The sequence below is a fragment of the Thermococcus celericrescens genome (assembly GCF_001484195.1).
GTDB lineage: Archaea > Methanobacteriota_B > Thermococci > Thermococcales > Thermococcaceae > Thermococcus > Thermococcus celericrescens.
In genome coordinates, this window is sequence record NZ_LLYW01000004.1 from 54,242 (window position 1) to 80,017 (window position 25,776).

The window sequence follows — 25,776 nt, forward strand, 5'->3', positions numbered from 1 at the left end:
GTCGTGGCTTATTTTAGGGAACCGGCGAACCCCATAGGTTCCAAAAGGTTCCACTCGGTTTCTGTGAAATATTCGCTGGTGGATTTTACCGGGTTGGCAGCATACGCCGCTCTCTGGGGTTTATCCTTGATTGAAAGGGGATCCTCCCCTCGCAGGATTCTCCATATCTCATCATAGAGGGACAGTGCACTCACCGCCATGTTCACAGCCGCCTCGTAGTGGCTTATCTCACAGGCTGCCCGAATACTTCTCAGGAGGTTCTCTGAATCAAGGAGCATGTCTTGGACGTTTGGAGTAATGTCTCTCATGCTGACCCTGTACCTGATCCATTCTGCAAGGCCTTCAAGGAAGTTCAGCATCTCACACGCCTTCATCTCCGATGAGACGCTCCCGGGGGTGCCCCCCTGCCGCGGCCTCTGTGAACTTGCCACGCTGGTGCCACTTCTGCTGCCATAGCTGTCTCCGTCCAATATATCCGCCCTAAACTTAATCCCTTTACTCGGCTTCTTCTGCATGCTAACATCACCAACTAAGGTACATCCTGCCCACTATTTTAGGGAACCGCCGGGAGGTATGGGTTTCGCAGGGTTTCCCCGCGTCCCATTTACTTTGAAACCCCGCGTCATCCCTCCGGGGATGGAAACAGTGGGTGTGCATCCTTTTCATGAAGGCCGTGCCTTTGACGTGCTCGCTATTTTCTCCGGGGCGTAATGTTTATAAACATTTGCACAAATGCTCAAATGTGAAGGTGATGAAAGATGACAGAGGTCTGTAGGATTTACGAGGAGCACCTCGATAAGGTGCTCGAAGCCCAATCAAAAATTCCGGAGGAGGAGACCGTATTGGAGGCAGCGGATTTTTTTGACGCCCTCGGCAACCCGACGAGGCTCAAAATCCTGCTGGCACTCATGGAGGCAGGGGAGCTCTGCACCTGCGACCTCTCGGCGATAACCAAACTCTCGGTCTCGGCAATCTCCCACCAGCTCCGCATCCTCAAGGACAGGAAGATAGTCGCCTACCGCAAGGACGGCAAGAACGTCTTCTACCGCCTCGATGATGAGCACATCAGGGATATCCTGAGGACGGCCATGGAGCACCTCTCGGAGGTGAAGTGAATGCCAAAGAAGCTCAAGCTTGAAGGCCTCGACTGCGCGAGCTGTGCCTACGAGATAGAGGAGGCCCTGAAGAAGGAGGGTTTCGAGTTCGCGGTAGTCAACTTCGCCACCAAGGAAGCTGTGATCGAAGGTGATGTTGAGAAGGCTAAAGAGGTAATCAAAAAGGTCGAGCCCGACGTTGAAGTTATAGAAGCGGATGAACATGGGCATAGACATGGACACGAGCATGAGCACGGAGAGGAAGAGGAGTACGGGAAGACAGTGTACATGATAGGGACTTCCCTAATCCTCTTTGCCGTTGGCATTGTAATGCGCTACTACTACGACATGGACAACGCCCTCGTGTTCGGGATTTTCCTGGCGAGCTACGTCATCTCCGGCTGGAAAGTGCTGAGGAGTGCTGTAGTCAACTCCATCCGCGGCAACGTCTTCGACGAGAACTTCCTCATAGCCGTGGCGACCGTAGGTGCTTTCATAATCAGGGAATATCCGGAAGGAGTAGCGGTCATGCTGTTCTACGTCGTTGGCGAGTTCTTCCAGGATCTTGCAGTTGGAAAGTCAAGACGCTCAATTAAGGCTCTACTCGCACTCAAAGCGGAGTACGCCAACCTGCTCAGGAACGGCGAGGTCGTCCAGGTCAAGCCGGAGGAGCTTAAGGTGGGGGACGTAATCCTCGTCAAGCCGGGCGAGAAGGTTCCCGTCGACGGCGTCGTCATCGAGGGCACTTCAAGCGTTGACACCTCCGCCTTAACAGGTGAGAGCGTACCGAGGACTGTGAAGGAAGGCGAGGAGATCCTCTCCGGCATGGTCAACCTCAGCGGCCTCCTAAAGGTGAAAGTCACCAAGGAGCTGAGCGAATCCACAATCTCAAGAATCCTTGAGCTCGTCGAGAACGCCAGCGCCAGGAAGGCAAAGACGGAGAAGTTCATAACGCGCTTCGCCCACTACTACACCCCCGCTGTGGTGGGAATAGCGGCCCTGATAGCCCTCGTGCCGCCGCTCGTGACGGGAGACCCGTTCACCCCATGGATATACAGGGCGCTTGTGATACTCGTCATCTCGTGCCCCTGTGCCCTCGTCCTCTCCATCCCGCTCGGCTACTTCGGAGGTATAGGCAGGGCAGCGAAGGAGGGGATACTAGTCAAGGGCTCCAACTACCTGGACGCTCTCAAAGATGCCAGTATAGTGGCCTTCGACAAGACTGGAACCCTCACCAAGGGCGTCTTCAAGGTCACGAAGGTGGAAACGCGGAACGGCTTCAGCGAGGAAGAAATCATCAAATTCGCGGCACTGGCCGAGGCCCACTCGAACCACCCGATAGCGAAGGCCATCAAGGACGCCTACGGGAAGGAGATCAACGAGGCCGAAATCAAGGAGTACGAGGAGATAGCCGGCCACGGAGTGAGGGCGAGGATAGACGGCGTGGAGGTTATGGTAGGAAACGACAGACTCCTCCACAGGTTCAACATTGAACACGACACCTGCCGCGTGAAGGGAACCGTAGCTCACGTCGTCATCAACGGAAAGTACGCGGGCTACATCATAATCTCGGACGAAATAAAGGAGGACTCACCCACAGCCGTGAAGGAGCTCAAGCGCCTCGGCGTCAGAAAGGTCGTCATGGTTACCGGTGACAACAGGGAGGTTGCGGCGGAGATAGCAAAGCAGATCGGCCTCGACGGCTTCTACGCGGAACTCCTTCCAGAGGACAAGGTGAGGGTCATAGAGGAGCTTGAGAAGGAGAAGGGCAACGGCAAGGTCGTCTTCGTTGGGGATGGGATAAACGACGCCCCCGTTCTGGCCAGGGCAGACGTTGGCGTGGCCATGGGCGCCCTCGGAAGCGATGCGGCAATAGAGACGGCGGATGTGGTCATAATGGACGACAAGCCCTCGAAGCTGCCGAGGGGCATCAGGATAGCAAGGAGGACGCAGAGGATAGTCTGGCAGAACATAATCCTTGCGCTCGCCGTTAAGCTGACCTTCGTAAGCCTTGGAATCCTTGGAGAGGCGACAATGTGGGAAGCAGTGTTCGCGGACGTTGGAGTGGCCCTCATAGCTGTCTTCAACGCGATGAGGATCCTGAGGTGAGTTTATCTTAATTCTGTTTAAGATTGAGTAAGTCTCTTTTACCTTATTATTTCAACTGGTCATCATTGAGCTTATAACCATCTTTCCGTTCAAAAGATTTTTATATTTTGATAGATAACATGTGTTGGTGATCTCCATGGCGAACTTTGGACTATGGTGGATCAGATGGAATGGCTCGAACTACGAATCGAGAATGAATGGAAGCCTAAGGGAGTTTAAAGGACTAGGTTTTGACTATGCTGTGATACTCGGACAGCCGGCTCACATCCAATATACTGGAGATGCGGAGACTGACGCATATAACCTTTCTGAATATTTGAGTGACTACATGAACATGCCATACTACGTCACAATACCATTCTTTACACCTGCAAAAACTCCTCGTGGCAACATAACCGGAAGTTTTGAGGGGTCCTACTGGGAAAGATGGATTAATGTATTCGCCGGATCATCGGATCCCAATTTAAGGGGGTTTTATTGGAGCCTTGAGAATGCTTGGATGTTCAAACAGGATCAGATTGAGAAGGGAGTGGGGATTTCTTATGAATTAATCAAAGCAATGTCACAAAAGATACACAGCGCGGGATTTGAATTTATCTGGATTCCAAGTGTGCCAACAATGAATATTGAAGGAACAAATATCTTTCCTTGGTACTACTCTCCGAATTATCCTGGAGCCTGTGAATATTTTGACTATGTTTTTGCACAGCCAAATTATTATATGGGCCGGATAAATAACATAAATGGATGGACACTTAATCTTGAAGGGCTAAAGCTTAAATACAACTGCTGGAATGTATTTATGGAAATGGAAGCTGATGAATGTGTTATAGGTGGAGGGGGGAACTGTAAAACTTGCAGTGACTCAATTAACTGTACAAAGTTAGCAAGTGATTATGTACAAGCTCAGATTAACAATATCGGAAGGAAATATCCACAAAGGGCGTACTACTTTGGGGTGACCTTTGACGTTGTTAGACAAGTTGATTCATATTGTATCAGCAATTTGGGGGTCCCGTATGTATAAATTTAGTATGTGGAAGTTAGGGCTTTTTCTTTTTCTATTGTCACTTTCGTTTCTACCTGCTATCTCGGCTACCGGATCACTCTGCGGTCCACATCCTGTTCTCGGCCCCACCGAATACTGCAGTTTCGCTCCATTTATTAAAGTCGGAAAAGACGACGCGATAATAACCCTCTCTTGGGACGCGCTGGGCCAGGGAATGCAGGGGGTACCCACCCCGAGCATGATTGGGGAGTACTACTTCTACTTCAGGGATGGGCGGCTTTACTATCTCGGCAACACCACCGGGGCGGAGGAGCTCTTCTATACATTCTACAGGGGGTTTTGGTATTTGAGCGACGGAAGGGCCATAGACCCGCGGGGACCTTGCCTTATAGGCGACGTTATGATTCCGGAGGACATCCGAAATGAGCTGTGTCCCTGCGGCAACGTTTCCATAACCTCGCCCTCGTACCCGGTTGAGTTCAACGGGTCAACACTCCACGTCTCGAACGGCAGAGTGTCCTACATAATTAAAGTCCCAGACAGCGTGGCTCTCCATCTTCCGAGCAACACAACCCTGCGCGCAGTCTTCCTGGGAGAAGAGGCCCTCATCTACATCCGGCCCCAAAATCCCTTCGTCCCCCTTGACTGGGGAAACGTTACTGTGCTCTACTACGATGGGGGCTCCCTTCGGAGGTTGAACTTTACAGAGGGTCTGAGAAATGAACTGCCCCCCTGCCGAAAGGCCACCGGCCAGAACTCCAAAAACAGCGCGAAACTCCTAGCTCTCGCGGGAGTCGCTCTGATACTAGTACTTGATTACTGGAAGGTAAAGAAGTGAACACCTTTCTCCGCACCGCCCTAAAGACCTGCTCCTGTCACGGCAGTAGTTGCCCTTTTCGTAAATAGCAGGTCTGCCACGAGTGTGATGGTTACCTCTTCAATGGGTATTGCCCCTTTTATGAAGGGGGCTTATACAGGACTCAAGGAATCGCCTTAATTGTGAAAATTTTTGATCCATAATTTTTCACTTTGTGAAGGACAGATGAAAGGAAACTGCAAAGGTCACGGCAAGGGCATGAAAGGCCACGGAATGCACGGGATGGAAGAAGCGGAGGAGTCCAAGAGGGAGTACGCCTACGTCCGGGAGGTCGAGACCGGCTTTGACGAGACCGTTGAGAAGGTCAAGGAAGAGCTGAAGAAGGAAGGCTTCGGAGTGCTCAGCGAGATAAGAGTTGATAGGCTCTTTAAGGAGAAGCTTGACCTCGACATGGAGCCCTACGTAATCCTCGGGGCGTGCAATCCGAACTACTCAAGCGAGCTGATAGGCATAGATCTCAACAGCGGCGCCTTCCTACCGTGCAACCTGATGGTCTATGTCAAGGAGGGAAAGACCTACGTGAGTTTACTGCCCCCGACGGTGGCCATGGGCGTTACAGGGAACGGCGAGCTCCTTGAAGTTGCCGGGAAGGTTGAGGAGATACTGAAGGGTGTAGTTGATAGGGTTTGATTTTCTTCGTGGGTTTTCTCCTATTCTTTCACACTTTACAAAATGGAAAATTGACCATATCATGTTTTTCTCCAAAATGCCGAAAACTTTATATGCTCCCAATGACCAATACTATTCAAAGGGAAGTGCAGAGGTGAATACCGTGACGCATCTGTTCGTGGTGGTTTATGACAGCGATGCAGAGCGAAAGCGCGTTGAATACCTAATTGACAAGTGGTCGAACCGCGCCAGGGTATCCAAGCTCAAGGGCATCTCCTTTATGGTTGAGGCCCCCGATGTGTCCAAGCTCATGGAGGAACTCCTCTCGAAGCTCGACCCGCCGACGGAGGGCAAAGTTAGGGTGTACAGAGTCGAACCGGAGGACATCGGCTCAAAGGTGAGTCCCAAAGTAGTTGAAATACGCCACACGAGCAGCGAAGAGCCGGCAATCGTGGCCAAGCTCCTCAGGTACGTCCTCTCCAAGTTCGGCGCATATTACGTTTCCGGCGAGGGTAGCGTATCAAGATACAGGGCCTACACGAAGAAAGGCAGGCTGGAGATGACGGTGTCCGTTGAAGAGGAAGATAACGGAACAGCCGTTAACATTTCCATCGAAGGATATGGCAGCGCGGTGGAGGATATGGCGAAAAAACTCAGAAGGGAGCTTTCCCTGCTCCTGTGAGGTGATACCATGGTGGTCTTCAACGAAGGAAATCCCGACTGCGTGAGAAAGCTCCTAAGGCCTGCGGAGAGAGTCATCAGGCAGGGGCGAGATATCCGGGTGGAGAGCTTTGATACGAGAAAGGAGCTCTGGGAGCGGGTTCTTGACTCGTATTCACGCTATCTGGAGGGAGAATGCGGCGATTTCCTGGACGACGTTGATACAGCCTTCCGGGCGAAATTCGAGGCGGCCCTGGCGGTTCTCGCGTGGAGCTTCTGGAGGAAGGGGGAGGAGTTCTCCCCAGCGAGCGAGCGCTTTTCGGAGCACGAAATAGGGCTGATAGACGAGATACTGAAGTACAATGTTTTCGAAATAACAACGAAGGAGGACATCCTCGGAAAGCTCTACCGCAGGGATGAGGAGGTTCTCCAGCTGCTCAAAACCTACTACCTCGGCATGGACAGGTGGATAGAGGAGCAGCTCGAAGACCCGGAGATAAAGCTCTCCCTCAGGTACCACCTCAAGAGAACCTGGAGAAGATACCGCGAGAAGATTGATGCGGCAATAAACGAGGCGGGCAAATACGGCTGGTTCCGAACGCTCATGGAGGAGTGGGAGAGGGAAAAGGCCGAGGAAGTCGAGGCCGTGAGGGAGACCTACGAGACCCGGGTTAGAGAGCTGAAGAAGAGAATGGCCGAGATGGTCGAGTTCTTCGAAGAGGAGCGCAGAAAGCTTGAGGAGGAGCTCTCCACATCGAACCTGGCCGAGATAGAGAGGCTCCGCAGGGAGAAGGAGGAGCTGATCAGAAAGTTTGAGCGTGAGAAGGAGGAGCTGACTAAAAGGTTGCTCGAACTCAAGGACGAGGAGCTGAGGAAAAAACTGGAGGAAGAGCTTTCGAGGGCAAGGGAAGAGGCTCTGCGCGAGGCGAAGCTTCTCGAAGAAAGGATACGGAGAAAGGAGCTTGAGCTCAGGCAGAAGGAGATGGAACTCAGGAGGAGGGAAATCGAGGTCTCACAGAGGGACGAGGAACTTAGGAGGAAGATAGAGGAAGTGCTCGCCATCTCGGGCAAGGTGGAGAAGGGCAGCAGGCTCGTTGTGAGGGAAGAAGCGAGGATTCAGGAGCTCAACTTCATCGGCAGGGTGAAGAGCAAGTTTAGTGGGGAGATAGCCCTCCTTGGAAAGAGGTACTCCGTCGAGAGTGCTGAGGAGAAGAAGGGGAGCGATGTTTTGAGCTTCAGGGGAAAGCTCGACGAGACGGCCCTCTGGAACCTGCCGGAGAACAGATACATGGAGATTCGCCTGAAGGAGAAGAAGCTCCTCGGAAGAAAGGAGAGGCTCCTCATAAAGGCGATGTACCTCACCCGTGTGGAGAGGCTCGCGGAGCTGGGCATGGATACGGACCCGCTGACCCTGGCGGAGCTGAACGTGCATCTCGTTGGAGCGAGAGAATCTCCCAGCGAGGAAAGGATTGTGCTCGTGGTGGCCTCACCCCTCGGCTTTGAGGAGCGCATCAGGAGGTACGTCTCCTCCGAGGACTTCCACAGGAACTTCTACTCTGAGAACGTCTCGCTCATACTCCTCGACACCGAGACGGGAGAGGTGGTCCACAACCCGAACGACGCCTACGCCAGGGCGCTCGCTCCACTGGTGAGCCTTGAGCTGGACGAGGAGGTCTACGCCAAGGTGAGGGATTGTGTGAGGAGAAAGCTTGAGGGCAGGGACTACCTCCCCCTCAGCGAGTGCCTCGAATGCGGGGACGAGGAGCACGTTAGGAGGGCCTTCTATGAAATCGGCCGGGAAGGCCATGTGGTGAAATACATAGACGGGTTTGGGCTCGTGCTGATAAGGAAGTGAGGTGATTGTGATGGGGATACTCGACAGGTTTAGGAAGAACCCGATTGAAAAGCTCTCCCTCAGGGAGCTTCAGGAGGAGGAAATACGTCTGAGGAACAGGCTTGAGAGGGCGAAGAAGGAAATCGAGCGCATCGAGAAGAAAAAGAAGGGGCTCTTCCAGGAGGGCATCGGGGCGGACGTCCTCAAGAAGAAGATGCTGGCTCAAGAGATCAAGAGCCTCGACATGGAGCAGAAGCTCAAGCTGAGGGACTTCACCACCGCCCAGAAGCAGTACACCTTCGTCAAGAACCTGATAGTGGTCAAAAAGTACGAGAAGGAGCTGAGGAAGATAGGCCTCTGGGACAAGCTCTCCAAGGTCGAGCCGGAGCAGCTTGAGAGCGTGCTCGTCAAGGTGAGCCTCGACGGCAAGGAGTTCGATGAGATGGTTGAGGGTCTCAACAGGGTCTTTGAGATGGACGTGGCAGAGTTTGAGGCGACGGAAGATCAGACCGAGAGGGAACTCATGGAGGCCTGGGCCAAGGTCGAGACAGGGGAGGCAGACGTTGAGGAGGTATCCTCCGAGATAGCCTCGCCCAAGATTGAGAAGGATGCGGAGGAGGAGCTGTGATGGGCCTCCTTTCAAGGTTTTTTGGGAAGAAGAACCCGCTCGACATACCGATTGACAAGCTCAGGGAGAACCAGGTTAAGCTCGACATGCAGATAGGGAAGATTGAGAACGAGATAGCTGAGATAGACAGGGAAATAGCCCTCTTCTTCGAGAGGGCCAAGAACGCCAGAAGCAAGAGCGAGGAACTCACGATAGCGACGAAGATAAAAACCCTCAACCAGCGCAAGAAGAGCCTCCAGAACACCCACGCCCAGCTCAACAAACAGCTCATGCTCGTCAGCAACCTGCTGATAATCAAGGAGAACGAGGCCATCCTCAGGGGCACGCCCACGTGGGAGCTCCTGAGAAAGATGTCCCCCGAGGAGCTGGAGAAGAACCTCGTGAGCATGAGGCTTGATGCCCAGAACCTCAACGAGAACCTGAACACAATGCTCCAGTACACCGACCAGGCTTTAGGTACGGGCGTTGAGTTCGAAGAGGACGAGGAGCTCGCTGAGATAATGAAGACGATAGAGGCAGTGAAGGAGGGCGAGCTGGAGCCGGAGAAGGCCGCCGAGAAAGTGGCGGGGGAGAAGGAGGAGACAGAGGAAGTTGTCACTGAGTGACTTCCACTTTGTCGCGAACCTTCCTTAAATCTTTGTCCTAAATGAAAGATAACCCCCCGCAGATTTTCAAAACGACACCAAAAAGGGTTAAATGTTTGCCAGGAATGGTGGCCATGGGAGAACGGAGGGATTGACGTGCACATGGGCCATATGTTCGATGACGACATCCTGGAAGGGATAGTCAAGCTCTTCATAGTTATAGTGCTAATCTCCGTCATCTTCGGGAGGGCCGCGGGGTTTATAATTTTCATCGTGGTAGCCATGTGGATTGGACACCTGATAAAGCACCTGCTCAAAGACGTTTCGAAGTCCAGTAAAAGGTACAAGTACCGCTATCCAAAACCCGCCCCGCCGGCTCCACCTGCCCCACGGGAGGACATGAAGGAGCTCCTCCGGAAGTCCGTGATAGTCGAGCTTCCGCCGAAGGTTCACGCCGGGGAGGAGATACCCCTTAACGTAGGCTTCAGGAACCTGCTCCGGGGGACGATAAACGTTGAGATAGACCTCAGCGATCTCTCAAGGCACTTCGACCTGAGCTCCACGAGGGTCTACTTCAGGGGTGTGAGGCCGGGCGATTACGTTTCCCAGAGCGTGAGGGTGGTCCCGAGAAGGCCCGGAAAGGTCAGCGCCAAGGTTGTCGCCCGCTCCGGGATTGTGAGCGCCAAAGTCAAGGTGAGCACCGAAATAATCGAAAGGCCAAAGGTGGAGCCCAAAGCTCCCCTTCCAGTCCCCGTTCCGGCACAGGAGAGCCCGCAAAATTCGGCGGAAGGCCCCCGCACCCCGCTGGAGGAGCTTTTTGCGAGGTATAAGAACGTCGAGCTAATAGGTGAGGGCGGCTTTGCGAGGGTTTACAGGGCGGAGAGGGAAGACGGAAGCGTCGTGGCCCTCAAGATACCCATGAGCCTGACTGAGGCGGGAGGCAAAGCGTTCCTCCGGGAAGTGCGGAACTGGTCCCTCCTCAGCCATCCCAACATAGTCGAACTCTACGACTACAACATCTTCCCAGTTCCATATCTGGAGATGGAGTACTGTGAGAGCTCGCTGGCCAAGCTCGAAAAGCCCCTAAACCCGGAGAATGCCGCAAGAATCATCTTCGACGTTGCAGAGGGCATAAAGTACGCCCACTCCAAGGGGGTCATTCATAGGGACCTCAAGCCCAGCAACATCCTCCTCAAGAACGGCAGGGCAAAGGTGAGCGACTGGGGGCTGAGCAAGCTCCTCAAGGAGAGCAGAACAACCCAAGCAGTGAGCTTCACACCGCTCTACGCCGCCCCGGAGCAGATAAGCTCCCGCTTCGGAGGCACAGATGAGAGAACCGACGTGTGGCAGATTGGAGCGGTGCTCTACGAGCTTCTCACTGGGAGGCCCCCCTTCGAGGGCGAGGACTTCGTGGAGGTGGCGTCAAAGATAACCCTTGAGGAGCCCGTTCCTCCGAGCCATCTTAACCCGGAAGCAAAGCCCCTCGAGCATGTAGTCATGAAGTGCCTCACGAAGAAAAAGGAGGAGCGCTACGGGAGCGTTGAAGAACTTCAGAGGGACATAGCGGAGTTCCTCGGCACCAGCTACCGCGAAAAACTCAGCAGGAGCGTTTCGGTTAGAGACCTTTCGAGGAGCGCGTACTTCGCCGGCGAGCTGTTTCTCCTGTATTTGAAGCTCAACGACCTCGTGAACGCGCTCAAGTACGCCGACGATCTGGTTCACTACGCGAGGGGCGAGACTAAGAGGGAGCTCATGAAGCTGAGGGAGCAGCTGAAATTACGCCTTGAGAACGGCTTGGAAGTCCCCGAGGAACTCGTGGAGAAGGCCGAGATAATAGTCCACAGGATAAAACTTGGATTTAAGGGGGTGTGAAAATGCCGGTTGACCTTTCGGGACCCCTCCTCACGGAGTTCGAGAGGGCCAAAAAGGAGTTCGAGAAGGCCGTTGCCGCTGGGGACATGGGGAGGGCTAAGAAGAGCGCCCTCCGCTGTGCCTCCATACTCAGACAGCTGGCCAAACACGTGCCCTACAACGGGGAGCTGTACCTGAAGAAGGCCAAGAAGTGGGAGAAAACAGCCGAACAGATTGAGAGGGGAGAGTACGGCAGAAAGGCCCTCGTCGGTGCGGAGGGGAAGAGCACGACCCAGGAGAAAGGCGAGGAGGACCAGTTCAGGGAGTACGTCTTGGAGCTTGTGTCGAAGTCCAAGGTGACCTGGGACAGCATAGGAGGCCTTGATAACGTCAAGCTTCTCATGATGGAGACCGTGGTCATCTCGGCCCTTAGAAAGCCCGCCGCTATCCAGCCCTGGAAGGGCATCCTCCTCTTCGGGCCGCCCGGAACCGGCAAAACCCTCCTCGCTTCAGCAGCCGCGGGAAGCCTGAACGCGACGTTCTTCAACGTCAAGGCTTCGAGCGTCCTCAGCAAGTACTTCGGCGAGTCGAGCAAGATAATCTCAGCACTCTACGAGGTCGCTAGGGAGAAGGCACCGAGCATAGTGTTCCTTGACGAGATAGACGCGCTCACAACGAGGCGTTCAAACGACACAAGCGAGGCAACGAGGAGGATGCTCTCCACACTCCTCACCGAGCTTGAGGGGTTCCACGAGGGGGGGAGTGAGAGGCTCGTCCTCACGTTAGCGGCGACCAACACACCGTGGGACCTGGACGAGGCGGTCCTCTCGCGCTTCCCCAAGAGGATCTACGTGCCCCTGCCCGATAAAGAGGCTGTCAAGGCTATAGTGAGAATACACACGAAGGGACTGGACGTTTCGAGACTCGATTTAGACGCGATTGCCGAAGAGAGCGTCAGAAGGCTGTACTCGGGCAGGGACGTGAGAAACCTCTGCCAGGAGGCGGTGTGGAACATGATACGCGAGGAAAACAGGGATCTGCACAAGCTCGCTTCCCTTCCCCTGGAGGAACTGAGAAAGAGGTCATTAAGAACGCGTCCGCTTGAGATGAGGGACTTTGAGGAGGCGTTCAGAAAGATCAAGTCTCCGTTAACAAAGAGGGATATCGAGCGGTATGAGAAGTGGGCGGAGGAGTTCGGGGGATGAACAGGGTCATCTCAACGGGTGTTGGAAATAGGGTGTGGGGCATCTCGCATCCTGGGCCGAGGGAGAAAAACGAGGACGCGCTCCTGATACTGCCCCTTGGGGATGCATACCTCCTCGCCGTCGCGGACGGCCTCGGAGGGCACGAAGGAGGGGAGGTGGCCTCGAAGGCGGCGGTGGAGACGCTCCGGGAGACATTTGAGAGGGATTACGCGGGGGAGTTTGGATTGAAAGAAGTTGAGGAGCTCCTGAGAAAGGCCTACAAAGATGCACACCGCCGGATAATGGAGATGTCCCCAGAGCCAGGAAAGGCCGGCACGACGATGGTGGCCGCCTTCGTGGGGGATGAGACGGCCGTGATAGCGAACACCGGCGACAGCAGGGCCTACCTGATAAGGGACGGTAGAATAATCTCAAGGACGAGGGACCACTCCATCGTTGAGGAACTGCTTGAGAGGGGCGTTATAGGGCAGGAAGAGGTTCGCTCCCATCCGATGAGGCACGTCGTGACAAAGGCCCTTGGAATAGGGCTGGTGGTTGATACGTACATGTGGGAAATTAAGAGAGGTGACATCCTGCTCCTGAGCACGGACGGCCTTCACGATACCATAGATGACGGAGAGATAGCAGAGCTCGCCTCCCAGGGTGGCCCGAGGGAGGTTGCGGAGCGGCTCGTTGGGGAGGCTTTGAGGACCGCCGAGGACAACATCACGGTAATCGTGTTCAAATGGGGGTAGTGTTATGGTGAAGCTCTGGAAATCCAAGGAGGAGAAGGAGATAGAGCGGAAGATCCGGATGAGAAAGGCCAAGATGGCTCTGAAGCAGTACATAAACAACCTTGAGAACCTGAAGCGTAAGATTTTTCTCCAGGGAAAGGAAGCTGCCAAGCTCGGGGACGAGGCCCTCCTCAAGAGAAGCGCTGTAAAGTATCTGACTCTGGAGCAGAGAATAAAGCAGGCAAAGAGGCTGCTTCTCCTTATGGAGGAGGCCGAGATACAGAGGGAGCTCGTTAAGGTCTCGGCCGAGTTCATAGGGTTCAGCAAGGACGTGGTTAAAAGCATAGCCGAAGGGCCGGGGGCGGAGGATGTTGCAAAGATGCAGGTAGAGTTTGAGAAGGCAATGGGCAAGGTCGAGGGCCTGGAGGAGGCACTCAACACCATGATAGACCTCACGAGCGAGAGCATACTCACAGGAGAGTTCGATGCCGAGACGGTGGAGATGGCGGAAGGTCTGATGACATCCTCGGCCGAGAAGGATCTCGAACCTGGAAAGAGGCTGAAGGAGATCGAGGACATGATGAAGGGATAGCCTTCCCTTTTTCTTGTTCGTGAAAATTTATACCATCAAATTTTCTCTTTTGTACAGGAAAAGGTTAAGTATCCTTGGCACAATAGTAAGTTACGAGGGTGATATGTTATGAAAGAGGAAGATAGCGTGCACCGTGAGCACGCGCATATGAATGATGCTGACGATGGTTCTGGTATGGAACACATGGAGCACGAAGCGGGACACGAGGGGCATGCAAGCCATGATATGCAGATGGCCGGAAACCACGAACATGCCCACGGAAGCGAAGCAATGGAAGAACACGCTGAACATGGACACATGAAACACGAACACGGGGGCCACTCCCACGCGGAGCACCACAGGATGATGATGGAGGACTTCAAGAGGAGGTTCATCGTTTCTTCGATACTCACAATTCCAATACTCCTTCTCTCGCCGCTGATACAGAACTTCTTCGGCTTCGAGCTGACCTTTCCCGGCGACCACTACGTTCTCTTCGGCCTCTCCGCGGTGGTTTACTTCTACGGCGGCTGGCCCTTCCTCAAGGGGATGGGGGACGAGCTAAGGAAGAGGAACCCGGGAATGATGACGCTGATAGCGCTGGCAATAACGGTTGCCTTCTTCTACAGCGTCGCGGTGACCTTTGGAATACCGGGAAAGACATTCTACTGGGAGCTGGCAACGCTTATCGACATCATGCTCATAGGCCACTACATCGAGATGCGCTCCGTCCTCGGTGCCTCGAGGGCGCTGGAGGAGCTCATAAAGCTCATGCCGACGGAAGCCCACCTCGTGACGCCGGAGGGGGTAAAGGACGTCCCTGTCAGCGAGCTGAAGAAGGGCGATGTGGTTTTAGTCAAGCCCGGAGAGAAGATACCCTCCGATGGCCTCATCGTCGAGGGTGAAACGAGCGTGAACGAGGCGATGCTCACCGGGGAGTCGAAGCCCGTCTACAAAAAGCCCGACGATGCCGTTATAGGCGGCTCGATAAACCTCGAAGGCGCGATAAAGGTCAGGATAGAGAAGACCGGGAAGGACACCTACCTCATGCAGGTCGTCGAGCTGGTGAGGCAGGCCCAGGAGACGCGCTCGAAGACACAAGATTTGGCCAACAGGGCCGCCTTTTACCTAACCCTCATAGCGATTACAGCGGGCAGTATAACGCTCGGGACGTGGCTCTATCTCGGAAAGCCCTTCGTCTTCGCCCTGGAGAGAATGGTGACGGTAATGGTCATAACGTGCCCGCACGCCCTCGGCTTAGCCGTCCCGCTCGTCGTTTCGGTCTCGACTTCAATCTCCGCCGAGAAAGGGATCCTCATCAGGAACAGGGAGGCCTTTGAGAGGGCAAAGGACGTGGAAGTGGTCGTTTTCGATAAGACCGGAACGCTAACCGAGGGTAGGTTCGAGGTCACGGACGTTATTCCTCTGGACGAGCTCAGTGAGGAGGAAATCCTGAAGTACGCCGCGGCGCTTGAGTCGCACTCAAGCCATCCTATAGCGCAGGGAGTAGTTGAGAAGGCCAGAGAGCTCGGCCTTAAGCCCTATGAGGTGGACGAGTCAAAGGTTCTGCCAGGTAAGGGCGTCCAGGGCTTCATCAACGGAAGGGAAGTCCTCGTGGTCAGCCCCGGCTTCCTGAAGGAAAACGGGCTCTGGAAAGAGGACGAGCGCGTGAACCGGGTTTTAGAGCAGGGCAAGACGGTGGTTTTCCTGGTGGTTGATGGGAAGCTCACTGGAGCGATGGCCCTGGCGGACAGGATAAGGCCGGAGTCAAGGGAAGCCGTCAAGAGGCTCCACGAGATGGGGATAAAGGCCTACATGCTCACCGGCGACAACGCCAAGGTGGCCAAATGGGTCGCTGAGGAGCTCGGCTTGGACGGCTTCTTTGCGGAGGTTCTGCCCCACCAGAAGTCGGAGAAGGTCAAGGAACTTCAGGAGCAGGGCTACACCGTGGCCATGGTCGGCGACGGCATAAACGATGCCCCAGCCTTGATACAGGCCGATGTGGGCATAGCTATTGGAGCTGGAACCGACGTGGCGATAGAGAGCGCGGACATAATCCTCGTCAAGAACGATCCGAGGGACGTGATAACCGCAATACACCTCGCGAGGGCCACCTACCGGAAGATGGTGCAGAATTTAGCGTGGGCCACGGGCTACAACTCCTTCGCAATTCCCCTTGCCGCTGGAGTCCTCTACTCCTACGGGATACTGCTCAGCCCGGCCCTTGGGGCACTGCTGATGAGCATGAGCACGGTGATAGTGGCCATCAATGCGAAGTTCCTGAAGGTTTGAGCCCCCACTCTTTCATTTTATCCATTTTTTCTGTGGAGCATAGAGTAGAGTTCCTCTAATGTGGGTTCGTTTCGTTTTATCTCCTCAACGATTATACCCTCGCTCACGAGGAGCGTGTTGATTTCCGACGGCTCGGCATTTTCCAGCAGGATGTACCCTTTCATGATTTTTGGGTAGTATCCGTTATCCTCACGCACTTCGGCGGCCATCTTGATGTTCCCCACCTTCAGGGAGATTGAAGCTCCTGTAGGAAAACCGCGCTTGAACTCCTTCAAACTTCCTGAGAACAGCACTCTGCCCTCTTTGATAACCGTAATCTTTTCGCATAGCTCGTCAACGTCGCTCAAAATGTGTGTGGAGAACAAGACTGCGGTGTTTCTCTCTTTCACATATCTCTCCAAAAACCGCTTGAATTTAAGCCTCCACTCTGGGTCGAGTCCTCTTGTGGGCTCGTCGAGGATTAGAACCTCAGGGCTCCCAAGAAAAGCCCTCGCCATTGCGACCCTCCTCTGGGTTCCACCTGAGAGAGCCAAGACCTTTTTTCTGGCGTACTCCAAAAGCTCGAAGAACTCCAACAGTTCTCTAAGCTCTTTCTCATCGTAAACCCCCTTCAGCGAAGCATAGCGCTTGAGGTTGTCCCACACTGAAAGGCTCGGATAGAGAAGGTCGTACTCCGGAAGGTAGCCAATCCTTGCCCTCACCTCGGGGTTTTGAGAGGATTAACGCCGAGGACTTCCACCCTGCCGGAGTCAGGGACGAGGAGGCCGAGGATCGGGCGGAAGGCGGTTGTCTTGCCTGCCCCGTTGTGGCCGAGGTAGGCGTGGACTTCGCCGGGCTTCACAGTCAGGCTTATCCTTCGAAGAACTTCTTTTCTATTTATACTTTCCCTCATGTTTTCAAGCTCTATCATAAAACCACCTCACGGCTCTTACCACTTATACTAGGATTATGGCTTCCGGGAGTCTTTCTCAATAGTACTTGAGTACTGCAAAGTAAGCTGCCAGCACAACCAACAGAGTGGGAAAAGCAACAAGTAGTGTGCTTGAGAGGTAAATGCCGACTCCGAAGTATCTTGCAAGGTACAGGGGAAGGAGGTAGGCTATCATGAACACAGCAACTTTCAAGAAATCAAGGTGTTTCTGCTCCACAAGGGCACACAGCAGTGTGGACAGCAGACTGAAGGCAAATAAGAGTGGGATGCAGGATAGCATAGTCAGGAGTAGTAAAGATGGAGTGGTTTTCGCCCCAACGAATGTTCTGAGTATACTTCCAATTGCAAGACCTCCTCCGATGAGGAGGGATCCGTAGATGGAAGCAGCCCCCACCTTTAGGAGAAGGATTCCCTGAGGGGACAGGGGGACTGAGAGTTGTATCTCCAGTGCTCCTGTCGTTTTGGCCCATGATACGGGGGAGTTACGATGATACTGACCATGATGGAGAACGCCACTGCCAGCATCCCAAGGGTTAGTCCATTCTCAAGACTTGGGCTGAGAATGGAAATTGCCATGTAGATTATGACTACGTTCGCTAAGGCGTTCACTCCAAGAATGCCGAGCTCTTTTGTAGTGTATTTAACCTCCTCCATTAACCGAGATTTGATCATCTTGTGAGTCATTTCTCAAACCTCCAGAGCATGCAGTATGAAATTTTATAGTTTTTTGATGAAGTTGCTTTGCTGTAAAGCTGCACTGTTCATGATAAAAGCGCATATTTCGCTGATAGATGCCTCCCGGATCTCTTCGTTTTTAATCTTTGTAGTATTGGAAAGGGCATGGTGTTCTCCAATGACCGACACTCTTTCATTAATTGCCACTGTTACATTATGGGGGTTTTTCAGGATTTTCTTAATCTCCGAGAGTGACTCCATCTCTATTGCATAAACATCCTTAAATGCCCGTTTCAGATTGTTGGGAGAATCTGCGTACAGTAGTTTTCCCTGATGTAGAACCAATATATAATCGGCTATCTCCTCAAGCCAGGTGGCCGTGTGAGATATGAGGAAAATGCTTTTACCTTTCTTTAAAGCGTGATGAATTAGCTCCATAACCTTAATTCGCCCCCAAAAATCCAACTCTTCGAATGGTTCGTCCAAAATATAAATGTCTCTGTCAGGTAGAAATGCAAGGAGTATTGACAGGCGCCTTTTTAAACCTCCGCTTAAGTTTCCGACAAGAGTGTCCCTATACGGAGAGAGCCCCAGGTTATCCAATAGCTTATTTGCCTTAGTGTCGGATTCTCCAAAAAGCCTGGAATACAGTTCAACAATTTCCCGAACAGTTAAGGCATCCTCAACTATATTATCTTGGGGCAGGTATGATATTATTTGCCGGATTTCTCTTTTGTTTGAGTTTATTTCCTTTCCTTTTACCTTTACAGTTCCCTCGTCGTAGGGTAAAAGCGTACTGATTATCTTAGCTAAGGTGCTTTTCCCACTTCCGTTTTTACCAAGCAATATTATCAGTCCCGAGGGGGCTGAAAAGTTAATCCTGTCAAGAGCACGTGTTTTTCCAAATGTTTTTGTTAGCTCTTTGCACATAATGAGAGATTCCTCCATCATTCACACCTCCGCAGGAATACATGCAAAAATATGAACGCAAAGGGAACTACCATTGGTCCAAAATAGACCCCTAGGATCATTAGGATAGATGCCAGAAAGGGAAGCAATATTGAATCTTTTCCGTAGTACTTTTTGAATTTCCTCAAGAGTGCTATACTGGAACCAAGAAATGCCCACAATATCAACCTGAGGATAATTTTAGTGTTTATCCCGACGGTAAATGGGGCGGTTATGATCATTGAAAACAGGGTGAACATTGATAAGGAAATAAAGAGTTTCCTAAAGTTTAAGAGTCTCAACGTATCTGCCACACTAACACTACTAATCAAAAAAGATGGGAGAAGGTATCCAATAGTCATGTATATTATTTCAATTCTTTCAATCCCTGAAATATAGTTGTAAATAATGGGCGACATTAGTATGGGGGCAGTTATAAAGGAGTACCTTACTGAGTAGCTCATAATGATGGATATCCACACCGGGTTTCCTTTAAAAAATTTTACTGGGATCATGACTGATCTCACACTTGGCTCCTTTCCTATAAATGTTAGGAATAGTATGGTAAGGGCCATGGTTGATAATGATATTAAGATGAGATTCTCCGTTTTAGGGATCTCCATAACCAACTCTGAAATACTTCCCGAATTCCCAACTATCAAGGATGTCTGAATCACCACAATCATTATCAATATTACCGCAGGGATTAGGCCGGAAATCAGAAATACCCCCAACAGAAGGAAGCACGAATAAATTGTTGAGACAAGGCTCATATTCAGGATATCATTCACTGAGAATTCAAATCCACCGATAGCTATCATAATGCCAGAAACTGAGAATACATAAAACATTGAGAAGGCAAAAAGCGCTGATATAATACCAAATTTTTCAAGATTGTAATATCTGCCACCACAGGAGAATTTCCTTATCTGGTATAATGTAGAGTTGCATTCAATAACATACCCAATAACAAATACTGTGATGTATAAAATAAGTGGCTCAATTATAAATGGCGTTTTTGAAAGTATAGAGAAGAATAATGAAGAGCTCATCGCCAGCCCGTAGTATTTCATAAGCCTGTTAAAGTAATGAAGCAGGATAGATTTAAAACACATCTGTCAGGGCCCCCTGTTACTTTCTGACATCTTTACTAGCTCCTCGACAAATTTTCTACTCTCATTGTACAGTACAGGGCTAGTGTTTATGTACAGGCAGATCTCACATATTGATGATACTCTGGGGGGAAGCGCAAATTTTCTGGACAGCTGGTGTACTAATCGCTCTGGATATCTCGTTAAAACATAAAGATAGGGATCATTAACCATTTTTTCCACAATATCTGCAATATCCTCTTTGTACACGTTTCCATATTTAAGAAACTTTGACAGCTCACTGCCCGCACAGCAGGGTGTTACGTCCCCACTGCTTGTGATAGTTAAGTTCAGATTGTACCAGCACCCTCCTTGGAATAACGGAGTCGGGCTTAGATATATTTCATCTTTTGGTATTCTCTCCCTGGCTCTTCCAATCCATGAGATTGGGGAGCTCGCTATTAAAAACCCCTCAATACTATCATCGAGCAATTTATATAGAAGATTCAACTTTTTTGTTTTTGTGGTTTGAACTCGTAGGATTGCCCCACTAACTAATTTCTCTTCCACCGTCTTTTTTAGGTTCTCAAGAACGTTTTTGTAATATTGTTTGCCTAGACATTCAACATGGAAAGGGGTGATGGAAACTTCCACGTAGTCGGTGTACTCTAGTATCGGATCATAGAACTCTTTGTGTGTAAATAAATACCCATTAGTAACTATTTCAGTTTTGAACCCCAGCATTTTTGCAAATTTTAGAATCTTTATCAGATCCTCCTTGAAAGGGGGTAATGTTACTTCCCCACCTGCAATGCATACTTTCTTTTCGTTTAGATACCGGGTTAATGAGTGTGAAATCTTTTTTAGAACCGCTATGACTTTATCAACCTTGAGGGTCTGAGTTGTTTCAGGTGAACATGAGACGTAACAGTGATTGCACTTAGCATTGCAACATCTGGTGTATTCAATGACTACACCATTAAACCTAATCTTTTTGTAGGGCTTTGTGTCTGCATGGCGGGTTAACGGTATTGTCTCACTTCTTTTTTTGTTTTTAATGTCCAGAAATGTGTGCCACCCCTGCTGGGAGGGAACATGACAATAATCAAAAGGATCTACGCTCCTCGATATATACCAGTTCCCGCTGGGAAAGGAATAGATTAAAAAGTCCTTTTTTGCGTCGTTGCCCAATATCACAATCTGATTATATGAGCTGTTCAGGATATCGTTTTTTAAAATATCACCTAGGTGTGGATCTTTTCTGAGCAGAATGTTGCCCTCTCTGGAGCCCGTCTGATGAAGAACAGATGAAAGCACTAAAGTTTTTTCAAGTAATTTATCCAGAACATCCTTATTCTCACACTTTAAATACACCCAGTAATCATATATCCAGGGACTAATGGGGGACAACAAGTCAAGCAACAAACTTCCCGCATTCTCAACGTCGGAATCTTTGACGAGAGCCAGCCTATCATCGACAGCAATTATGCAGGACTTTATTGAGCTTTTAGATGTTGGAACCTTTGTCAGCCCAGACGTATTGATATGTGATTTCTCAATGAGCTGGTTAGAGTCTACTACAAGGTAGTCACTGTATTTCAAAACATCATAGTGCTCTTTGGGAAGATTGAGCAGGGATCTTGGGCGGGAAATATAAAAGATTAAAAGGTCTTCCATCAATACCCACCTATAACAACTTGTTTATTGGAGAAATCCCCTCAAAGGACAATGCTTTTGTAGCCGCCGCTGCGAGTATTCCAGACACTATCCCAGCCGCAACACTCTTTACAAAAGATGTTCCCGCCGCCGCTTTGGCTGCTGCGACTATGGCGGCAACAATAGCGTTGGGTTCAGATCCCGAAGGTGCCCCCCACATTTCCTCCAAGTACATAGCAAGCTCTTCCACAGAGATCACCAACTACAAATAGTATTAACTACGAATTTAAGTTTTTTCTAAACTTTGTGTTTAAAATATTAAGTTAACAAATTTTTCTATAAAAAAGCAATATCCTGTGAACCCAATTTCGGAAATACTGGGTACGTAAAAACTTACAACTTCCGATAGTTCCAACTGTTTTGGACGTATATAATCTTAGACCAACCATAAAATATGTGATTACTAACTCTGCCCTACATCCACCTCAGATGAGCACCATTTTCTCCCCAAGATTCGTGCCGAGGGATTTTATCATCAGAAAAGATACAATGATGGTCCCCGTGGAGAGGAGCAGGGAAATACCGAATGCCATTGGTATTGAGAGTCCCATCCCCAGATACTTAGGGATGTAGAGGGGTGCAAAGAATGCCACAAGGGCAATGACTCCCTTTGCAACGTCGAGGCGTATCGAATGGAACAGGAACGTTATCAGGATTACCAGAAAAGTGAAGCTGAAGAGGAGAGGAGCCGATATTAGGACTCCACTGAATATCTTTGTCAGGGAGAGGGGTTGCCTAGGTATTCAGTAAGCATCCATCCGGCGATACTACCCAACGCTATCCCCGTGATTCCTATGATAAAACCTCCGAGAGTTCTAATGAACACGAGCTGAACCGGATCAAGCGGGAGACTGAGGAGCATCTCGTGGATGCCCAAAAGTTTCTCCCTGGAAACCGTGCCGCTAAAGAAGAGGGAAATTATTATGGAGAGGAAGATGCTCGGGCTTCCAACGACTTCATCACTTGGTAGGGGATTCAAGCTCGCCATCCAGTAGAGAACAGCCGTCATGAAAGGAATTAACAGGGAGTTAAGTCCAATTTGTTTCGTGGTATATGTGAGTTCTTCAAGGACTTGAGCCTTTGTTACCCTAAAGTTCATTGCGGGCATAATTTCCTCACCTCTATGATCTTCTCTTTTATGCTACAGTCTAATATAGTATCCATAACTTCATGGATGCTATCAAATGCTAGATAGTATCTTTCTCCACTCACATCATCTATGAGCAAACCAGAGTCGGATATAGCATAGGAAACTACCTCCCCGTATTTGCCTGTGTACTTACCCAACCGGTATCGACCAAATTCAAGTCCATTGGTTCTCCACCTAAGTACTTCCCGATACTCTTTGATTCTGAAGTTTTCGATGTTAATATGCGTGGTTTTTCTTTTCGTCTGTATGATTAACTCAGTTTTGTCCCCTTTGTGTTTTACTATAACTTTTAGGGGAATGTAGTCATCCAAATAACGCTTTATCATTATTGCAACAAACGTTACTGTTCCAAGGATAGGCGTCAACACTATTAAAAGGGGCACCAATGAATTATCTGCTATTGCTACTTAGGAAATCATGCTCGGTTTTCATATGGGAGGACACAGACAAAAGGACTGGATTACTCTTCCAGATGTATTCCAGTCCACTGTGCCACAGCTTTTTTACCCCATCTGGAACATGGCCATATGCCAAGCTTAGGTATGGTGTGGGAAGAATATAGCCCTCTGCACTAATACTCAATGATACAAGTGACATATAAGGACCAATTGCAATATGTTCTGTTGGATCTCCAAATTCTCTAATAGAATATTCATCCCAATGACTGCTTATCCAGGATACCAGTTTTTTATATTGATCATTGGTCGGTGCTAACCTTAAATGGTTGGGGGCTTCGGGTACAAAATACATGGTACATATGGATAAAACTCCAAGTTTGTCACACAACTCGACAGTATTTGGAAAGTCCTGTATGTTGAGATTAGTGGAACAGAAACTTACAACTGTTGGAATGCCATATTCATTTAAACTTTTTATGGCTTGATGGCTTTGTTGAAGGAACCTTTGGGTTTAAGTCTTTCCATTATCTCGGGCTAGATCCATCTAAGGATACCTGAACAATACCAATTCCTGATTCCGCTAATTTTGAAGCAAAGTTGTCTGATATCAATGATCCATTAGTTACTATATTAACGGTAATCCCTTTTTCATTGGCATAATTCAAGATTTTAATTAAGTCTTTACGGAGAGTCGGTTCTCCTCCACAAAGGCACAATACCAATACCTCCAGATCCGCAAGTTCGTCTATAATACTGAACATTTCCTTGGTAGTAAGTTCCTCTCTGTTTATATTCGGCGAACAACCAACGTAGCAGTAGGGACAATTATAATTGCATCTGTACGTGACATCGATTGAAACAGAAACAGGACCTTTTAAGTCCTCTGCCCACATATAGTATTTGCGATATAATTCTCGGCTTTATCTCCTCTGTTGTATGGCAATTTTGGAGCATGCATTCTTCGTTCTCGCAAAAGATCTCATCATGCTTAAAATAGGAATAAGTATAGAACTGAAGAAGGAGCATTTTCAACACTTTGTCAACATTTACATCGATTTTCTCATCAAATCCAAATGAATGCATCATAATATAATATTGGAGAGGCTTTGCTGGAGCATAGAGTATTCCTTTAAGGGAAATTATCGCCGCAGGGCTCATTACAATCCTTCTAAGGTGATGCTGTCCATCCTCTCCAAATGTGGCTATGAGCCTGTTCGTTATCAAAACTGCCGACTCAGAGGTATCAACATCTCGAGAGAAATATTTCAGCAGTTCCACGCCATCATAGACAACCCCTTTTATGAGACCCTCTTTTCGTTCTCGACTTCCACCGGAAAGAGCTCGTAGAATTCTCTCTTATTTGGATTTCTAACCCGCATGTAAGATAGAAAATAGGGATCTCTGGATGTATAGGGACTAAATTCTACAGAGAACTTGAAAAACTTCCTAATTTCCTCAAAAAATAAAAAGGAGCTCCAAAGGGAATCTCCAATGTAAATATTCATTGGATCACTCCAGGTCTTTGGGCTTCTATAAAGCCACTTCAGCAGCTCTCTTTCCGCTTAAGAGCATTCCTCCAAAGGTTGGTCTCATTCTTGGAAGCCCAAAGACAGTAGAAACGGCCATTTCCGTAATTATAAGTCCCGGATAAACTTCACTCGTGTGATTTATAACCGCGTCTTCACTCTCCTCAACCACATCGAGCCGTGTCTCTCGTTTTCAGGAACCCTTTTCTTCGAGCTTCTTGGCAACAAAGGCCTCGTGTCTGGTAGCGTCTATTACAAGCTTTGACTCAAGAGCTATTGGGTCAACACCAGGTTATTTGCCTTGGCAAAGCTTGAACTGGGGTCCAGTTAACTACAACACCTGCAACTTTCCCATCTCTTATAACAACATCATCAAAGCTCGTCATGTTGAAGAACTTCACTCCCGCATCACAAGCAGCTGCTTTTAGCTTTGAACACGTATGAGGACCATCTGCGACATATAGACCTTCCGTGTATTCCTCATATGGAACACAAGCTCTTTTAACACCCCTTGTGCTGGTGCCCTCACTGTTATCTTGTTCATTAAGAATCCTCCGATCCAAAAACCCCCGAGATAGTTGTTCCTTTCTATGATCAAGACCTTTTTACCTGCTTTTGCAAGCTCTTTTGCTGCCATCAATCCACTTGATCCAGCTCCCACTATTATTACGTCCGATTCTGTGTAGTTCCTAAGCATTTCATAGAACGTTTCAACTGTAGCTGATGTTACATCTTTTTCACTAACCTTTGCCAATATCTTTGCACTCATATTATCATCAAGTTATGAATGGTAATAACTTAGTTTTAAATTTTCCGCAGGTTAAGTCCCAGCCAATATAACATTCATATTTTTAAATGCCCAAAATTTGCCCTTTATTTTTGTCAGAATGGGAAGAATAAGGGTTATACTAACCCCTGCTGAGGGGTAGTTGGAGGTATGAAAAATGATGTTTGAAAGCGCTGGCAGTAGTAGGTTTTTGGTTCACGCCGGAGATGGAACGTGGGGGTGGCACGACATGATGGGATTCGGCTGGTTTGGATGGTTCGGCATGATCTTTATGCTGATCTTCTGGATTCTAATAATAGTCGGGATAGTGTGGCTCGTCAAGTGGCTCCTGAACCCGGGGGCAGGGGGTTCAAAGGGCTCTACCTCAAAAGAGAGGGCACTTGAGATCCTCGACGAGGCGTACGCCCGCGGTGAGATAGACGACGAGGAGTACGAGAGGAGGAAGAGAAAGCTCCTTGAGGAGTGAAGTCTTCGCTCATTTCTCTGCCTTAAATTCAGGACTCCTTATGAAAATCTAA

At 49.9% G+C, this 25,776-nt stretch carries 30 protein-coding genes and 1 pseudogene; 15 read left to right on the forward strand and 16 right to left on the reverse strand.

From position 1 onward, the window contains the following. Nucleotides 1–8 precede the first annotated feature (8 nt). Entirely contained in the window at nucleotides 9–515 is a 507-nt protein-coding gene (locus APY94_RS01590) for a hypothetical protein (protein WP_058937972.1), read from the reverse strand. Between the two features lie 243 nt (nucleotides 516–758). On the opposite strand from APY94_RS01590, the gene APY94_RS01595 reads away from it, so the two are divergent. The 14 genes from APY94_RS01595 (at nucleotide 759) to APY94_RS01660 (ending at nucleotide 16,036) form a co-directional block, all read left to right on the forward strand. Then, nucleotides 759–1,115 carry an ArsR/SmtB family transcription factor gene (locus APY94_RS01595; protein WP_058937973.1) on the forward strand — a complete coding sequence of 119 codons (357 nt, stop codon included), beginning with the start codon at nucleotides 759–761 and terminating at the stop codon, nucleotides 1,113–1,115. Next, nucleotides 1,116–3,203 (forward strand): heavy metal translocating P-type ATPase, encoded by a 2,088-nt coding sequence (locus APY94_RS01600; RefSeq protein ID WP_058937974.1) that lies wholly within the window; start codon nucleotides 1,116–1,118, stop codon nucleotides 3,201–3,203. A gap of 127 nt (nucleotides 3,204–3,330) precedes the next feature. Continuing rightward, nucleotides 3,331–4,230, forward strand: coding sequence for a DUF4855 domain-containing protein (locus APY94_RS01605; protein ID WP_157065431.1), 900 nt, complete (start codon nucleotides 3,331–3,333; stop codon nucleotides 4,228–4,230). A gap of 196 nt (nucleotides 4,231–4,426) precedes the next feature. Then, complete coding sequence (locus APY94_RS01610; RefSeq protein ID WP_157065432.1) at nucleotides 4,427–5,050, forward strand: hypothetical protein; 624 nt, start codon at nucleotides 4,427–4,429, stop codon at nucleotides 5,048–5,050. A gap of 204 nt (nucleotides 5,051–5,254) precedes the next feature. Next, a complete protein-coding gene (locus tag APY94_RS01615; RefSeq protein ID WP_245610373.1) occupies nucleotides 5,255–5,719 on the forward strand; it encodes a DUF302 domain-containing protein in 465 nt (154 codons plus the stop codon). 142 nt (nucleotides 5,720–5,861) lie between these two features. Continuing rightward, on the forward strand, nucleotides 5,862–6,380 hold the full coding sequence (locus APY94_RS01620) for a hypothetical protein (protein ID WP_058937978.1): 519 nt from the start codon (nucleotides 5,862–5,864) through the stop codon (nucleotides 6,378–6,380). Between the two features lie 9 nt (nucleotides 6,381–6,389). Continuing rightward, nucleotides 6,390–8,213: a hypothetical protein gene (locus APY94_RS01625; protein ID WP_058937979.1), complete on the forward strand. Its 1,824-nt coding sequence runs from the start codon at nucleotides 6,390–6,392 to the stop codon at nucleotides 8,211–8,213. 10 nt (nucleotides 8,214–8,223) lie between these two features. After that, nucleotides 8,224–8,820: a hypothetical protein gene (locus tag APY94_RS01630; protein ID WP_058937980.1), complete on the forward strand. Its 597-nt coding sequence runs from the start codon at nucleotides 8,224–8,226 to the stop codon at nucleotides 8,818–8,820. Further along, on the forward strand, nucleotides 8,820–9,425 hold the full coding sequence (locus APY94_RS01635) for a hypothetical protein (protein WP_058937981.1): 606 nt from the start codon (nucleotides 8,820–8,822) through the stop codon (nucleotides 9,423–9,425). The genes APY94_RS01630 and APY94_RS01635 overlap by 1 nt, the downstream gene beginning before the upstream one ends. Nucleotides 9,426–9,566: 141 nt before the next feature. After that, nucleotides 9,567–11,276, forward strand: a complete 1,710-nt coding sequence (locus tag APY94_RS01640; RefSeq protein ID WP_245610381.1) for a serine/threonine-protein kinase — start codon at nucleotides 9,567–9,569, stop codon at nucleotides 11,274–11,276. A 2-nt stretch (nucleotides 11,277–11,278) separates the two neighbouring features. Continuing rightward, nucleotides 11,279–12,460, forward strand: a complete 1,182-nt coding sequence (locus APY94_RS01645; protein ID WP_058937982.1) for an ATP-binding protein — start codon at nucleotides 11,279–11,281, stop codon at nucleotides 12,458–12,460. Further along, nucleotides 12,457–13,194 carry a PP2C family protein-serine/threonine phosphatase gene (locus APY94_RS01650; RefSeq protein ID WP_058937983.1) on the forward strand — a complete coding sequence of 246 codons (738 nt, stop codon included), beginning with the start codon at nucleotides 12,457–12,459 and terminating at the stop codon, nucleotides 13,192–13,194. The genes APY94_RS01645 and APY94_RS01650 overlap by 4 nt, the downstream gene beginning before the upstream one ends. A gap of 4 nt (nucleotides 13,195–13,198) precedes the next feature. Then, entirely contained in the window at nucleotides 13,199–13,765 is a 567-nt protein-coding gene (locus tag APY94_RS01655; RefSeq protein WP_058937984.1) for a hypothetical protein, read from the forward strand. Nucleotides 13,766–13,873: 108 nt separating this feature from the next. Beyond that, nucleotides 13,874–16,036, forward strand: a complete 2,163-nt coding sequence (locus APY94_RS01660; RefSeq protein ID WP_211259688.1) for a heavy metal translocating P-type ATPase — start codon at nucleotides 13,874–13,876, stop codon at nucleotides 16,034–16,036. A 17-nt stretch (nucleotides 16,037–16,053) separates the two neighbouring features. On the opposite strand, the gene APY94_RS13550 is transcribed toward APY94_RS01660, so the two are convergent. The 15 genes and pseudogenes from APY94_RS13550 to APY94_RS13995 all read right to left on the reverse strand — a co-directional run bounded on the left by APY94_RS13550 (nucleotide 16,054) and on the right by APY94_RS13995 (nucleotide 25,240). Beyond that, nucleotides 16,054–16,737, reverse strand: coding sequence for an ATP-binding cassette domain-containing protein (locus tag APY94_RS13550; RefSeq protein ID WP_281175981.1), 684 nt, complete (start codon nucleotides 16,735–16,737; stop codon nucleotides 16,054–16,056). After that, on the reverse strand, nucleotides 16,734–16,946 hold the full coding sequence (locus APY94_RS13795; RefSeq protein ID WP_281175982.1) for an ATP-binding cassette domain-containing protein: 213 nt from the start codon (nucleotides 16,944–16,946) through the stop codon (nucleotides 16,734–16,736). Before APY94_RS13795 ends, APY94_RS13550 begins: the two co-directional genes overlap by 4 nt. Before the next feature lie 58 nt (nucleotides 16,947–17,004). Next, nucleotides 17,005–17,361: a hypothetical protein gene (locus APY94_RS01670; RefSeq protein WP_058937985.1), complete on the reverse strand. Its 357-nt coding sequence runs from the start codon at nucleotides 17,359–17,361 to the stop codon at nucleotides 17,005–17,007. Between the two features lie 2 nt (nucleotides 17,362–17,363). Next, complete coding sequence (locus APY94_RS01675; protein ID WP_058937986.1) at nucleotides 17,364–17,651, reverse strand: hypothetical protein; 288 nt, start codon at nucleotides 17,649–17,651, stop codon at nucleotides 17,364–17,366. A 33-nt stretch (nucleotides 17,652–17,684) separates the two neighbouring features. After that, nucleotides 17,685–18,590: an ABC transporter ATP-binding protein gene (locus tag APY94_RS01680; protein WP_245610374.1), complete on the reverse strand. Its 906-nt coding sequence runs from the start codon at nucleotides 18,588–18,590 to the stop codon at nucleotides 17,685–17,687. Beyond that, nucleotides 18,590–19,663: a hypothetical protein gene (locus APY94_RS01685; protein ID WP_245610375.1), complete on the reverse strand. Its 1,074-nt coding sequence runs from the start codon at nucleotides 19,661–19,663 to the stop codon at nucleotides 18,590–18,592. The genes APY94_RS01680 and APY94_RS01685 overlap by 1 nt, the downstream gene beginning before the upstream one ends. Nucleotides 19,664–19,708: 45 nt before the next feature. Then, on the reverse strand, nucleotides 19,709–21,358 hold the full coding sequence (locus APY94_RS13560; protein WP_245610376.1) for a radical SAM/SPASM domain-containing protein: 1,650 nt from the start codon (nucleotides 21,356–21,358) through the stop codon (nucleotides 19,709–19,711). A 10-nt stretch (nucleotides 21,359–21,368) separates the two neighbouring features. Further along, complete coding sequence (locus APY94_RS01700) at nucleotides 21,369–21,599, reverse strand: hypothetical protein (RefSeq protein ID WP_157065433.1); 231 nt, start codon at nucleotides 21,597–21,599, stop codon at nucleotides 21,369–21,371. A 223-nt stretch (nucleotides 21,600–21,822) separates the two neighbouring features. After that, entirely contained in the window at nucleotides 21,823–21,948 is a 126-nt protein-coding gene (locus tag APY94_RS13800; RefSeq protein ID WP_281175983.1) for a hypothetical protein, read from the reverse strand. A 167-nt stretch (nucleotides 21,949–22,115) separates the two neighbouring features. After that, nucleotides 22,116–22,505 carry a hypothetical protein gene (locus APY94_RS01705; protein WP_058937991.1) on the reverse strand — a complete coding sequence of 130 codons (390 nt, stop codon included), beginning with the start codon at nucleotides 22,503–22,505 and terminating at the stop codon, nucleotides 22,116–22,118. Next, nucleotides 22,493–22,915 (reverse strand): hypothetical protein, encoded by a 423-nt coding sequence (locus APY94_RS01710; RefSeq protein WP_169791796.1) that lies wholly within the window; start codon nucleotides 22,913–22,915, stop codon nucleotides 22,493–22,495. Before APY94_RS01710 ends, APY94_RS01705 begins: the two co-directional genes overlap by 13 nt. A gap of 554 nt (nucleotides 22,916–23,469) precedes the next feature. Then, nucleotides 23,470–23,838, reverse strand: coding sequence for a radical SAM protein (locus APY94_RS13990; RefSeq protein ID WP_083500587.1), 369 nt, complete (start codon nucleotides 23,836–23,838; stop codon nucleotides 23,470–23,472). Next, nucleotides 23,771–24,223 (reverse strand): DUF6775 family putative metallopeptidase, encoded by a 453-nt coding sequence (locus tag APY94_RS13445; RefSeq protein ID WP_211259692.1) that lies wholly within the window; start codon nucleotides 24,221–24,223, stop codon nucleotides 23,771–23,773. The genes APY94_RS13990 and APY94_RS13445 overlap by 68 nt, the downstream gene beginning before the upstream one ends. Before the next feature lie 252 nt (nucleotides 24,224–24,475). After that, the gene (locus tag APY94_RS13565) at nucleotides 24,476–24,643 is read right to left on the reverse strand and encodes a hypothetical protein (RefSeq protein ID WP_245610377.1); all 168 of its coding nucleotides are present in this window, start codon (nucleotides 24,641–24,643) and stop codon (nucleotides 24,476–24,478) included. A 109-nt stretch (nucleotides 24,644–24,752) separates the two neighbouring features. Continuing rightward, nucleotides 24,753–25,240: pseudogene (locus APY94_RS13995) on the reverse strand (FAD-dependent oxidoreductase). A 175-nt stretch (nucleotides 25,241–25,415) separates the two neighbouring features. On the opposite strand from APY94_RS13995, the gene APY94_RS01725 reads away from it, so the two are divergent. Next, complete coding sequence (locus APY94_RS01725) at nucleotides 25,416–25,724, forward strand: SHOCT domain-containing protein (RefSeq protein WP_245610379.1); 309 nt, start codon at nucleotides 25,416–25,418, stop codon at nucleotides 25,722–25,724. The last annotated feature ends 52 nt before the right edge of the window (nucleotides 25,725–25,776 follow it).

Excerpts from the sequence above, each read along its gene's own strand:
- APY94_RS01590 (WP_058937972.1), bottom strand. The coding sequence starts at position 515 with ATGCAGAAGAAGCCGAGTAAAGGGATTAAGTTTAGGGCGGATATATTG.
- APY94_RS01595 (WP_058937973.1), top strand. The coding sequence starts at position 759 with ATGACAGAGGTCTGTAGGATTTACGAGGAGCACCTCGATAAGGTGCTC.
- APY94_RS01600 (WP_058937974.1), top strand. The coding sequence starts at position 1,116 with ATGCCAAAGAAGCTCAAGCTTGAAGGCCTCGACTGCGCGAGCTGTGCC.
- APY94_RS01610 (WP_157065432.1), top strand. The coding sequence starts at position 4,427 with ATGCAGGGGGTACCCACCCCGAGCATGATTGGGGAGTACTACTTCTAC.
- APY94_RS01615 (WP_245610373.1), top strand. The coding sequence starts at position 5,255 with ATGAAAGGAAACTGCAAAGGTCACGGCAAGGGCATGAAAGGCCACGGA.
- APY94_RS01625 (WP_058937979.1), top strand. The coding sequence starts at position 6,390 with ATGGTGGTCTTCAACGAAGGAAATCCCGACTGCGTGAGAAAGCTCCTA.
- APY94_RS01630 (WP_058937980.1), top strand. The coding sequence starts at position 8,224 with ATGGGGATACTCGACAGGTTTAGGAAGAACCCGATTGAAAAGCTCTCC.
- APY94_RS01635 (WP_058937981.1), top strand. The coding sequence starts at position 8,820 with ATGGGCCTCCTTTCAAGGTTTTTTGGGAAGAAGAACCCGCTCGACATA.
- APY94_RS01640 (WP_245610381.1), top strand. The coding sequence starts at position 9,567 with ATGGGCCATATGTTCGATGACGACATCCTGGAAGGGATAGTCAAGCTC.
- APY94_RS01645 (WP_058937982.1), top strand. The coding sequence starts at position 11,279 with ATGCCGGTTGACCTTTCGGGACCCCTCCTCACGGAGTTCGAGAGGGCC.
- APY94_RS01650 (WP_058937983.1), top strand. The coding sequence starts at position 12,457 with ATGAACAGGGTCATCTCAACGGGTGTTGGAAATAGGGTGTGGGGCATC.
- APY94_RS01655 (WP_058937984.1), top strand. The coding sequence starts at position 13,199 with ATGGTGAAGCTCTGGAAATCCAAGGAGGAGAAGGAGATAGAGCGGAAG.
- APY94_RS01660 (WP_211259688.1), top strand. The coding sequence starts at position 13,874 with ATGAAAGAGGAAGATAGCGTGCACCGTGAGCACGCGCATATGAATGAT.
- APY94_RS13795 (WP_281175982.1), bottom strand. The coding sequence starts at position 16,946 with ATGATAGAGCTTGAAAACATGAGGGAAAGTATAAATAGAAAAGAAGTT.
- APY94_RS01675 (WP_058937986.1), bottom strand. The coding sequence starts at position 17,651 with ATGACTCACAAGATGATCAAATCTCGGTTAATGGAGGAGGTTAAATAC.
- APY94_RS01680 (WP_245610374.1), bottom strand. The coding sequence starts at position 18,590 with ATGGAGGAATCTCTCATTATGTGCAAAGAGCTAACAAAAACATTTGGA.
- APY94_RS01685 (WP_245610375.1), bottom strand. The coding sequence starts at position 19,663 with ATGAAATACTACGGGCTGGCGATGAGCTCTTCATTATTCTTCTCTATA.
- APY94_RS13560 (WP_245610376.1), bottom strand. The coding sequence starts at position 21,358 with ATGGAAGACCTTTTAATCTTTTATATTTCCCGCCCAAGATCCCTGCTC.
- APY94_RS13800 (WP_281175983.1), bottom strand. The coding sequence starts at position 21,948 with ATGGGACTCTCAATACCAATGGCATTCGGTATTTCCCTGCTCCTCTCC.
- APY94_RS01705 (WP_058937991.1), bottom strand. The coding sequence starts at position 22,505 with ATGCCCGCAATGAACTTTAGGGTAACAAAGGCTCAAGTCCTTGAAGAA.
- APY94_RS13990 (WP_083500587.1), bottom strand. The coding sequence starts at position 23,838 with ATGTGGGCAGAGGACTTAAAAGGTCCTGTTTCTGTTTCAATCGATGTC.
- APY94_RS01725 (WP_245610379.1), top strand. The coding sequence starts at position 25,416 with ATGATGTTTGAAAGCGCTGGCAGTAGTAGGTTTTTGGTTCACGCCGGA.